At 53.3% G+C, this 11,370-nt stretch carries 8 protein-coding genes and 5 tRNA genes; 12 read left to right on the top strand and 1 reads right to left on the bottom strand.

Going from position 1 to position 11,370, the window contains the following annotated elements; all coding sequences use genetic code 11:
* Positions 1–213: 213 nt before the first annotated feature.
* From eptB to dppF, 7 genes are all read left to right on the top strand, one after another.
* Positions 214–1,908 (top strand): kdo(2)-lipid A phosphoethanolamine 7''-transferase, encoded by a 1,695-nt coding sequence (eptB, locus tag ACTJJA_RS18570; protein ID WP_148400228.1) that lies wholly within the window; start codon positions 214–216, stop codon positions 1,906–1,908.
* Positions 1,909–1,999: 91 nt separating this feature from the next.
* A tRNA-Pro gene (locus ACTJJA_RS18575) sits at positions 2,000–2,076 on the top strand.
* Positions 2,077–2,696: 620 nt separating this feature from the next.
* A complete protein-coding gene (gene dppA / locus ACTJJA_RS18580) occupies positions 2,697–4,304 on the top strand; it encodes a dipeptide ABC transporter periplasmic-binding protein DppA (RefSeq protein ID WP_100167433.1) in 1,608 nt (535 codons plus the stop codon).
* A gap of 161 nt (positions 4,305–4,465) precedes the next feature.
* The gene (gene dppB / locus ACTJJA_RS18585; RefSeq protein WP_006177810.1) at positions 4,466–5,485 is read left to right on the top strand and encodes a dipeptide ABC transporter permease DppB; all 1,020 of its coding nucleotides are present in this window, start codon (positions 4,466–4,468) and stop codon (positions 5,483–5,485) included.
* Between the two features lie 9 nt (positions 5,486–5,494).
* The gene (gene dppC / locus ACTJJA_RS18590) at positions 5,495–6,397 is read left to right on the top strand and encodes a dipeptide ABC transporter permease DppC (RefSeq protein WP_010426221.1); all 903 of its coding nucleotides are present in this window, start codon (positions 5,495–5,497) and stop codon (positions 6,395–6,397) included.
* A gap of 10 nt (positions 6,398–6,407) precedes the next feature.
* Positions 6,408–7,391, top strand: coding sequence for a dipeptide ABC transporter ATP-binding protein (gene dppD / locus ACTJJA_RS18595; RefSeq protein ID WP_010426220.1), 984 nt, complete (start codon positions 6,408–6,410; stop codon positions 7,389–7,391).
* Positions 7,388–8,386, top strand: coding sequence for a dipeptide ABC transporter ATP-binding subunit DppF (gene dppF / locus ACTJJA_RS18600; RefSeq protein ID WP_440668892.1), 999 nt, complete (start codon positions 7,388–7,390; stop codon positions 8,384–8,386). Before dppD ends, dppF begins: the two co-directional genes overlap by 4 nt.
* 40 nt (positions 8,387–8,426) lie before the next feature.
* On the opposite strand, the gene coaA is transcribed toward dppF, so the two are convergent.
* Positions 8,427–9,380 (bottom strand): type I pantothenate kinase, encoded by a 954-nt coding sequence (coaA, locus tag ACTJJA_RS18605; RefSeq protein ID WP_010426211.1) that lies wholly within the window; start codon positions 9,378–9,380, stop codon positions 8,427–8,429.
* A 318-nt stretch (positions 9,381–9,698) separates the two neighbouring features.
* Between coaA and ACTJJA_RS18610 the strand changes: the two genes are divergently transcribed.
* The 5 genes from ACTJJA_RS18610 to tuf all read left to right on the top strand — a co-directional run.
* Positions 9,699–9,774, top strand: a tRNA-Thr gene (locus ACTJJA_RS18610).
* 8 nt (positions 9,775–9,782) lie between these two features.
* Positions 9,783–9,867, top strand: a tRNA-Tyr gene (locus ACTJJA_RS18615).
* Between the two features lie 117 nt (positions 9,868–9,984).
* Positions 9,985–10,059: transfer RNA gene (locus tag ACTJJA_RS18620), tRNA-Gly, on the top strand.
* Positions 10,060–10,065: 6 nt separating this feature from the next.
* Positions 10,066–10,141: transfer RNA gene (locus tag ACTJJA_RS18625), tRNA-Thr, on the top strand.
* A 117-nt stretch (positions 10,142–10,258) separates the two neighbouring features.
* The coding region (gene tuf, locus ACTJJA_RS18630; protein WP_440668893.1) for an elongation factor Tu at positions 10,259–11,370 on the top strand (1,112 nt) is incomplete at its 3' end.

Below are 11,370 nucleotides of genomic sequence, written 5' to 3' on the forward strand. Positions count from 1 at the left end.
TTTTTTTGCGCTGAGGGATACGCTTCCTGACTTGCTTTTTTGTAAAAATTTGCACGAATCACATTCTCTGCTGCCACTTTTCTCTCCCGCTGTGGTCTACTTACCGCGCTTGTAGACGTTTCTGATAACGCTTTCCTACGCACATACTTACTCTGTCTGTTTTCTCGATGAGAGTCGGCGGGTCTCTATACCCCTTCCCCCAGGGTTGTTTGCATGAAATACATTAGGTCTCTTACCCAGCAAAGATTGTGTCTGATGCTGGCTGTCTATATCGGTTTGTTTCTGAATGGCGCGGTGCTGTTCAGACGAGTGGAAGGTTATTTCGAGCACCTCACCGTAAGAAATGGAATTTTTGCTGCAATTGAAGTGTTCGGTTCCATCCTCGCTACCTTCTTCCTGTTACGTCTGCTTTCCCTTTTTGGCCGACGCCCGTGGCAAATTCTGGCTTCACTGGTTGTCATTATTTCTGCCGCCGCCAGTTATTACATGACCTTTATGAATGTGGTCATTGGCTATGGGATTGTGGCGTCAGTCATGACCACCGATATCGATCTCTCGAAAGAGGTCGTAGGTAAGGGCTTTATCGTCTGGACGGTTTTAACCTGTCTGATACCGCTCTTCTTTATCTGGAGTAATACCTGCCGCTATACGTTGTTACGCCAGCTGCGCACGCGCGGGCAGCGGATCCGGAATATCGCCGTTGTCCTGTTGGCCGGATTACTGGTCTGGGCACCGATTCGCTTGATGGAAAAACAGCAAAAACGCATCGAAAAAGCGACGGGCGTAGACATGCCAAGCTACGGCGGTGTGGTCGCTAACTCCTATTTGCCCTCCAACTGGCTCTCGGCCTTAGGCCTGTATGCCTGGGCACAGGCGGATGAATCCAGTGATGTAAAATCCTTGATGAATCCGACGAAAAAATTCAATTACGTGGCACCGGCTGACGGGCTGGATGATACCTACGTCGTCTTTGTTATCGGTGAAACCACGCGCTGGGATCATATGGGTATTCTCGGCTATGACCGCGATACCACGCCAAAACTGGCCCAGGAAAAGAACCTTGTGGCTTACCGCGGTTACTCCTGCGATACCGCGACGAAGCTCTCTCTGCGCTGTATGTTTGTGCGTGAAGGCGGTGCCAGCGATAACCCGCAGCGTACGCTCAAAGAGCAGAACGTATTTGCTGTACTGAAGCAGCTTGGATTTAGCTCCGACCTGTTCGCTATGCAAAGTGAGATGTGGTTCTACACCAACACCATGGCGGATAACATCGCCTATCGTGAGCAGATTGGTGCCGAGCCGCGCAACCGTGGGAAGAATGTCGATGACATGCTGCTGCTCTCCGAGATGGAACAGTCGCTGAAAAACCATCCGCAGGGTAAGCATCTTATCGTGCTGCATACCAAAGGCTCGCACTACAGCTATTACCAGCGTTATACGCGCGATTTCGCGAAATGGACGCCTGAGTGTGTCGGCATTAACAAAAACTGCAGCAAGCAGGAGCTGATCAATGCCTACGACAACTCGATTCTGTATGTGGACACGTTCCTGAGCAGGGTGATCGACGAGCTTCGCGATAAGAAAGCGATTGTGATCTACGCGGCTGACCACGGCGAGTCAATCAACGAAAAAGAACACCTGCACGGTACGCCACGCAAGCTTGCGCCGCCGGAGCAGTTCCGCGTGCCGATGATCATGTGGATGTCGGATAAGTACCTTGAGAACCCTGATAAAGCCAAAATGTTTGCGCATTTGAAGCAGCAGGCAGAGATCAAGGTCCCGCGCCGTCACGTTGAGCTGTACGACACCATTATGGGTTGTCTCGGCTATACCTCACCGAACGGTGGGATTAACGAAAACAACAACTGGTGTAAACTGCCTGATAACACCGCAAAAGCCGCGCAGTAGCTGCTCTGGCGAGAATATCGCCAGTTGAATGGCTTTTTGAAAATAAGGGATTGACGGGCGCGCACCTCAGCAGTAAGATGCGCTCCGCATTCGGCGAGTAGCGCAGCTTGGTAGCGCAACTGGTTTGGGACCAGTGGGTCGGAGGTTCGAATCCTCTCTCGCCGACCACATTTAAAAAAGGGCTAACCGCAAGGTTAGCCCTTTTTGCATTATGGCGTTAGCCAGCCAGACTCACTAAAACGCCCCTTAGCCCTGTTTCACCCTGCCTGTTAACGATTTTGTGACATTATCCATTGTATTTTTTTATATATGGATTGATCTTTTTTCGCGTTGCTTATGGATAACCTCAGCATTTTTCGCTGTGCGTTTTAACGTTCGCGGTATTTAGTGCTCAGATAATCACCATTCCGCAAGAAAATTTACCCAATCTGAATAAAAGTTAATCACTACATGTTGCGAAATATGAAGATATTTGTGCTGCCACATGGCGAGTAGCATAAATTTCCCTGCTGAAAACTGGCGCCGGAGGTTTTTTTAATCTTTGTTTGCGGTTTCTCACACTCCGCGTAAATCCCCGTCACCTGTATTGACGTTTTCACATTCTGTTGACAGATTGTAGGGCATGAGGGGCATTTCAGGGACGATCTGCGCTGCAACTCAAACGCTCTTCTGAAAGGATTCTCCATCCCTTTAAAGCCTTCGGGCATCACCGACCAGACCGGGTAAAAAATAAATAAAGGTCAGGCGGCGTAACACAACAAAGCAAAACATCACATTGGAGCAGAATAATGAGTATTTCCTTGAAGAAGTCAGGGATGCTAAAGCTTGGTCTGAGCCTGGTGGCTATGACCGTAGCAGCAAGCGTACAGGCAAAAACCCTGGTTTACTGTTCTGAAGGCTCGCCGGAAGGCTTTAACCCACAGCTCTTTACCTCTGGTACGACGTACGACGCAAGCTCTGTACCGATCTATAACCGTCTGGTTGAATTTAAAACCGGCACCACGGAAGTGATTCCGGGTCTGGCTGAGAAGTGGGAAGTCAGCGAAGACGGTAAAACCTATACCTTCCACCTGCGTCAGGGCGTGAAGTGGCAGGACAGCAAAGAATTCAAACCAACGCGCGACTTTAACGCCGACGACGTTGTGTTCTCTTTCGACCGTCAGAAAAATGCCCAGAACCCGTACCATAAAGTGTCTGGCGGCAGCTATGAATACTTCGAAGGGATGGGTCTGCCGGACCTGATCGCCGAAGTGAAAAAAGTGGACGATAAAACCGTTCAGTTCGTGCTGACGCGTCCGGAAGCGCCATTCCTGGCTGACCTGGCCATGGACTTCGCTTCTATTCTCTCTAAAGAGTACGCGGACAACATGCTGAAAGCCGGTACGCCGGAGAAAGTCGACCTGAATCCAATCGGTACCGGTCCATTCCAGCTGCTGCAGTACCAGAAAGACTCCCGCATTCTGTATAAAGCCTTCGAAGGCTTCTGGGGCACCAAACCGAAGATTGACCGCCTGGTCTTCTCCATCACGCCTGACGCTTCCGTGCGTTACGCAAAACTGCAGAAAAACGAATGCCAGGTTATGCCATACCCGAACCCGGCTGACATCGCTCGTATGAAGCAGGACAAGAACATCAACCTGCTGGAGCAGGCTGGCCTGAACGTGGGCTATCTCTCCTTCAACACCGAGAAGAAACCGTTTGATGACGTGAAAGTGCGTCAGGCGCTGACCTACGCGGTGAACAAAGAAGCGATCATCAAAGCCGTTTACCAGGGCGCTGGCGTTGCTGCCAAGAACCTGATCCCACCTACCATGTGGGGCTATAACGACGACATTAAGGACTACACCTACGATCCTGAGAAAGCGAAAGCGCTGCTGAAAGAAGCAGGCCAGGATAAAGGCTTTACCGTTGAACTGTGGGCAATGCCTGTTCAGCGTCCATATAACCCGAACGCGCGCCGTATGGCGGAAATGGTTCAGGCTGACTGGGCGAAGATCGGCGTTCAGGCCAAGATTGTGACCTACGAGTGGGGCGAGTACCTGAAGCGTGCCAAAGCGGGTGAACACCAGGCGGTGATGATGGGCTGGACCGGCGACAATGGGGATCCGGACAACTTCTTCGCCACCCTGTTCAGCTGCGCAGCAGCGAAAGACGGTTCCAACTACTCTCGCTGGTGCTACAAGCCGTTTGAAGATCTGATCCAGCCGGCGCGTGCGACTGACGATCACAACAAACGTATTGAACTGTACAAGCAAGCGCAGGTTGTTATGCACGATCAGGCCCCGGCGCTGATTGTTGCTCACTCCACCGTGTACGAGCCAGTGCGTAAAGAAGTGAAGGGCTACGTGGTTGATCCACTGGGCAAACACCACTTCGAAAACGTATCTGTTGAATAATAAGTAGGGTGTTCTCCCTCTCCCTTTGGGAGAGGGCAGGGGTGAGGATCGTGCATGCATCCCCTCACCCTAACCCTCTCCCAAAGGGAGAGGGAATTTACATTTGTGAGCAATACAGACGTCACGCCACTGGTCGTGCGTCATCAGAGAGAATCCGGGTTATGTTGCAGTTCATCCTCCGACGTCTGGGACTCGTTATCCCGACGTTTATCGGTATCACCCTTCTCACTTTTGCCTTCGTCCATATGATCCCCGGCGACCCGGTAATGATTATGGCGGGCGAGCGTGGTATCTCCCCTGAGCGTCATGCGCAACTGCTGGCTGAACTCGGCCTTGATAAGCCAATGTGGCAGCAGTACCTCCACTATATCTGGGGCGTGTTGCACGGTGATTTAGGGATTTCACTCAAAAGCCGTCTTCCGGTGTGGGACGAGTTCGTGCCGCGTTTCAAAGCGACACTCGAGCTTGGCATCTGCGCCATGATTTTCGCCACTGCGGTGGGTATTCCTGTTGGGGTACTGGCTGCCGTTAAGCGTGGCTCTATTTTTGACCATACCGCCGTGGGTCTGGCGCTGACCGGTTACTCCATGCCTATCTTCTGGTGGGGCATGATGCTGATCATGCTGGTCTCCGTGCAATGGAACCTAACCCCGGTCTCCGGGCGCGTCAGCGATATGGTCTTCCTTGATGATACCAACCCGCTCACCGGCTTTATGCTGATCGACACGGCTATCTGGGGCGAAGAGGGCAACTTCATTGATGCCGTCGCGCACATGATCCTGCCTGCGATGGTGCTGGGCACCATTCCTCTGGCGGTGATCGTGCGTATGACCCGTTCCTCCATGCTGGAAGTGCTGGGCGAAGATTACATCCGTACCGCGCGTGCCAAAGGGTTAACCCGCATGCGCGTCATCATCGTTCATGCTCTGCGTAACGCCATGCTGCCGGTCGTTACCGTTATCGGTCTGCAGGTGGGGACGCTGCTGGCAGGGGCGATCCTGACGGAAACCATCTTCTCCTGGCCGGGCCTCGGTCGCTGGCTGATTGACGCGCTGCAGCGCCGTGACTATCCGGTTGTGCAGGGCGGTGTACTGCTGGTTGCGACGATGATTATCCTCGTCAACCTGCTGGTCGATTTGCTGTACGGCGTGGTGAACCCGCGTATTCGTCATAAGAAGTAAGGGGCCGTCATGTCACAAGTCACTCAAAATAACGTGGTCGCTGCACCGGTTCCTATGACGCCGCTGCAGGAATTCTGGCACTACTTCAAGCGCAATAAAGGCGCGGTGGTAGGGCTGGTGTATGTTGTTATCATGATCCTGATTGCGGTGTTTGCGAACTTCCTCGCACCGTATAACCCGGCGGACCAGTTCCGCGATGCGCTACTCGCGCCCCCTGCGTGGCAGGACGGCGGTAGCCTGACGCACCTGCTCGGTACCGATGATGTGGGCCGCGACGTGCTGTCGCGTCTGATGTACGGCGCGCGTCTGTCGCTGCTGGTGGGCTGCCTCGTTGTTGTACTGTCGCTGATCATGGGCGTTGTGCTCGGCCTGGTGGCTGGCTACTTCGGCGGCATCGTCGATAACGTCATTATGCGTATCGTCGACATCATGCTGGCGTTGCCAAGCCTGCTGCTGGCGCTGGTGCTGGTGGCGGTGTTTGGACCTTCGATAGGTAATGCTGCTCTGGCGTTGACGTTCGTTGCGCTGCCGCACTATGTCCGATTAACCCGTGCGGCCGTACTGGTCGAGGTGAATCGAGACTACGTCACCGCTTCTCGCGTGGCGGGTGCGGGTGCGATGCGCCAGATGTTCGTCAATATTCTGCCTAACTGCCTTGCGCCGCTGATTGTTCAGGCGTCGCTCGGTTTCTCTAACGCCATTCTCGATATGGCCGCTCTTGGCTTCCTTGGCATGGGTGCGCAGCCGCCAACACCGGAGTGGGGCACTATGCTCTCCGACGTGTTGCAGTTCGCGCAAAGCGCCTGGTGGGTCGTCACCTTCCCGGGTCTGGCGATTCTGCTGACGGTGCTGGCATTTAACCTGATGGGTGATGGTCTGCGTGATGCACTTGATCCCAAACTGAAGCAGTAAGAGGCACGAGATGGCGTTATTAAATGTAGATAAATTATCGGTGCACTTCGGCGACGAAGGCACACCGTTTCGCGCCGTGGACCGCATCAGCTACAGCGTAAATCAGGGCGAAGTGGTTGGCATCGTAGGGGAGTCTGGTTCCGGCAAGTCAGTAAGCTCGCTGGCAATTATGGGGCTGATTGATTATCCCGGCCGCGTAATGGCGGAAAGCCTGGAATTTAATGGTCAGGATCTGCAGCGCATTTCCGAGAAGCAGCGCCGCCAACTGGTGGGCGCGGAAGTGGCGATGATCTTCCAGGACCCAATGACCAGCCTGAACCCGTGTTACACCGTGGGGTTCCAGATTATGGAAGCCATCAAGGTGCATCAGGGGGGTAACAAGCAAACCCGTCGTCAGCGCGCTATCGATCTGCTGACGCAGGTGGGTATTCCCGATCCGGCATCGCGTCTGGATGTGTATCCGCACCAGTTATCCGGAGGGATGAGCCAGCGCGTGATGATCGCCATGGCAATTGCCTGTCGGCCAAAACTGCTGATCGCCGATGAACCGACAACCGCGCTGGATGTAACCATCCAGGCGCAAATCATCGAGCTGCTGCTGGAGCTGCAGCAGAAAGAGAATATGGCGCTGGTGCTGATTACGCACGATCTGGCGCTGGTGGCTGAAGCGGCACACAAAATCATCGTGATGTATGCAGGCCAGGTGGTGGAGACCGGAAGTTCGCACGATATCTTCCGTGCCCCGCGTCATCCGTATACGCAGGCTCTGCTGCGTGCGCTGCCGGAATTTGCGCAGGATAAAGCGCGTCTGGCCTCGCTTCCGGGGGTTGTGCCAGGTAAATATGACCGTCCACAGGGCTGTCTGCTTAACCCGCGCTGCCCGTATGCGACGGATAAATGCCGCGTCGACGAGCCAGAGCTGAATCTGCTGGCTGACGGTCGCCAGTCCAAATGCCACTACCCACTCGATGATGCCGGGAGGCCAACACTATGAGTACGCAACAACTGCTGTTGCAGGCCATCGACCTGAAAAAACACTACCCGGTGAAGAAGGGCTTATTTGCTCCCGAGCGCCTGGTCAAAGCGCTGGACGGTGTCTCCTTTACCCTTGAGCGCGGTAAAACGCTTGCGGTGGTGGGGGAGTCCGGCTGTGGCAAATCGACGCTGGGCCGTCTGCTGACGATGATTGAAGTGCCAACCGGCGGCGAGCTGTACTATCAGGGGCAGGATCTGCTCAAGCACGACCCACAGGCGCAGAAGCTGCGTCGCCAGAAAATCCAGATTGTGTTCCAGAACCCGTACGGTTCACTGAACCCGCGCAAAAAAGTGGGGCAGATTCTGGAAGAGCCACTGCTGATCAACAGCAACCTGAGCAAAGAGCAGCGTCGTGAGAAAGCGCTGGCGATGATGGCGAAAGTGGGTTTGAAAACTGAGCATTACGATCGCTACCCGCATATGTTCTCGGGCGGCCAGCGTCAGCGTATCGCCATCGCCCGCGGTCTGATGCTCGACCCGGACGTGGTGATTGCCGATGAGCCTGTTTCTGCGCTCGACGTATCCGTACGTGCGCAGGTGCTGAACCTGATGATGGATCTGCAGCAGGATCTGGGGCTGTCGTATGTGTTCATTTCACATGATTTGTCTGTCGTGGAGCACATTGCCGATGAAGTGATTGTGATGTACTTAGGGCGCTGCGTGGAGAAAGGGACGAAAGAGCAAATCTTTAATAATCCTCGTCACCCGTACACCCAGGCACTGCTGTCTGCGACGCCGCGTCTGAACCCGGACGATCGTCGTGAGCGCATTAAGCTGACCGGCGAGTTGCCAAGCCCGCTGAATCCGCCTCCGGGATGTGCGTTCAATGCCCGCTGTAGCCGACGCTTCGGACCCTGCACGCAGTTGCAGCCACAGTTGAAGGATTATCGTGGACAACTGGTGGCCTGCTTCGCGGTCGATCAGGATGAAAATGGCGAAAAGCCGCATGCGTAAAGAAAAAAACCGGCGTGAAGCCGGTTTTTTCATGTCTGCGTTATGACTTCCGTAGACGGATCTGGTCGACGGCGTGTTTCTCACTCTTGGTGAGGATCAGGCTGGCGCGCTCACGTGTTGGCAGAATGTTCTCTTTCAGGTTCACGTAGTTGATCTCATTCCATAGTCCCGTTGCGACGTTGATAGCCTCTTCTTTAGAGAGCTGGGCGTAATTATGGAAGTAGGAATCAGGATCGGTGAACGCCCCTTCGCGGAACTTCAGGAAGCGGTTGATATACCAGCTTTTCAGCAGATCTTCTGGCGCATCAACATAGATAGAGAAGTCAACAAAGTCGGAAACAAAGACGTGATGCGGGTCGTGAGGATAATCCATCCCGCTTTGCAGCACGTTTAACCCTTCCAGAATCAGGATGTCTGGCTGCACAACCGTTTTGTCTCCATCCGGGATACGGTCATAAATCAGATGCGAGTAAACCGGCGCAGTGACGTTAGGCGCGCCCGATTTCAGATCAGAGACGAATTTCACCAGACGGTGCATATCATAAGAGAGCGGGAAGCCCTTCTTCTTCATCAACCCGCGTTCTTTCAATACTTCATTGGGATGCAGGAAGCCGTCGGTGGTAATCAGCTCCACGCTGCGGTGTTCTGGCCAGCGGCTCAGTAACGCCTGTAACACGCGCGCGGTGGTGCTTTTACCAACTGCCACGCTGCCCGCGATACTGATGATATAAGGAATACGCTGACCGTTAGTACCGAGGAACTGTTCCAGTACCGCCTGGCGGCGGAGGTTCGAGCTTATATAGAAGTTAAGCAAGCGAGAGAGGGGAAGATAAATTTCTGCCACCTCTTCCAGGGACAGATCTTCGTTTATCCCTTTTAACCGTGCGATTTCACCCTCCGTCAGCGTCATAGGAACGGAATCACGCAGGGCAGCCCACTGGCTGCGGTTAAAGTGAAGATAAGGTGTCATTAACGTTTGCTCTTTTTTGCTCATAAGCATGCTTCTGTGAGCCAGCACAAAACTGCCGGGTCATGGCTCTTCACATAGTTAATTTTGGACAATGGGCAGGAGGTTAACACCAGATGACAGGAATAATAAGAAAAAATATGGGAAAGCGATGCTTTACGCGGGAGGTATCACGGTACGGTATAGAAGGGGTAAATCAGGGGTTCATGTTGAATATTTGACCGCGAGCGGATGAATTTAAAGCGGTTAGCACTGGTTTCGCATAAAATGTGAGCGAAAGAACGTTTTATGCAATTTTTTAGTTGCATGACTGCGCATGTCTCCATAGAATGCGCGCTACTTGATGCCGACTTAGCTCAGTAGGTAGAGCAACTGACTTGTAATCAGTAGGTCACCAGTTCGATTCCGGTAGTCGGCACCATCAAGTCCGGTGGGGTTCCCGAGCGGCCAAAGGGAGCAGACTGTAAATCTGCCGTCACAGACTTCGAAGGTTCGAATCCTTCCCCCACCACCACTTTCTGGCAGCGTAAATGCCGCCGGAGCTGGTTGGAAAAATTAACCAGCTCGAACATGAAAAGAGAGAAATCTCTTTTTTTGTTACAGAAAGAACTGGGTAGCCGAGTTTCAGGATGCGGGCATCGTATAATGGCTATTACCTCAGCCTTCCAAGCTGATGATGCGGGTTCGATTCCCGCTGCCCGCTCCAATACGTGCTGATATGGCTCAGTTGGTAGAGCGCACCCTTGGTAAGGGTGAGGTCCCCAGTTCGACTCTGGGTATCAGCACCACTTCACTTCTCCTCCCGTTTCTCTCTGTTTCAATTTAAATGTATTCAACAGTTCAGGCATTTCGCCTGGTTGATGTGGTGATATCACCGATTTATCCGTGTCTTAGAGGGACAATCGATGTCTAAAGAAAAGTTTGAACGTACAAAACCGCACGTTAACGTCGGTACTATCGGCCACGTTGACCATGGTAAAACAACGCTGACCGCTGCAATCACTACCGTTCTGGCAAAAACCTACGGTGGTTCTGCTCGCGCATTCGACCAGATCGATAACGCACCAGAAGAAAAAGCTCGTGGTATCACCATCAACACTTCTCACGTTGAATACGACACCCCGACTCGCCACTACGCACACGTAGACTGCCCAGGCCACGCCGACTATGTTAAAAACATGATCACCGGTGCTGCGCAGATGGACGGCGCGATCCTGGTTGTTGCTGCGACTGACGGCCCAATGCCTCAGACTCGTGAGCACATCCTGCTGGGTCGTCAGGTAGGCGTTCCTTTCATCATCGTGTTCCTGAACAAATGCGACATGGTTGATGACGAAGAGCTGCTGGAACTGGTAGAGATGGAAGTTCGTGAACTGCTGTCTCAGTACGATTTCCCAGGCGACGACACTCCAATCGTTCGTGGTTCCGCGCTGAAAGCGCTGGAAGGCGAAGCAGAGTGGGAAGCAAAAATCATCGAACTGGCTGGCTACCTGGATTCTTACATCCCAGAACCAGAGCGTGCGATTGACAAGCCATTCCTGCTGCCAATCGAAGACGTATTCTCCATCTCCGGTCGTGGTACCGTTGTTACCGGTCGTGTAGAGCGCGGTATCATCAAAGTTGGCGAAGAAGTTGAAATCGTTGGTATCAAAGAGACTGCTAAGTCTACCTGTACTGGCGTTGAAATGTTCCGCAAACTGCTGGACGAAGGCCGTGCTGGTGAGAACGTTGGTGTTCTGCTGCGTGGTATCAAACGTGAAGAAATCGAACGTGGTCAGGTTCTGGCGAAGCCAGGCTCAATCAAGCCACACACCAAGTTCGAATCTGAAGTGTACATCCTGTCCAAAGACGAAGGCGGCCGTCATACTCCGTTCTTCAAAGGCTACCGTCCACAGTTCTACTTCCGTACAACTGACGTGACCGGTACCATCGAACTGCCAGAAGGCGTTGAGATGGTAATGCCAGGCGACAACATCAAGATGGTTGTGACTCTGATCCACCCAATCGCGATGGACGA

It is taken from the genome of Enterobacter sp. 22452 (assembly GCF_052045065.1).
GTDB lineage: Bacteria > Pseudomonadota > Gammaproteobacteria > Enterobacterales > Enterobacteriaceae > Enterobacter > Enterobacter mori.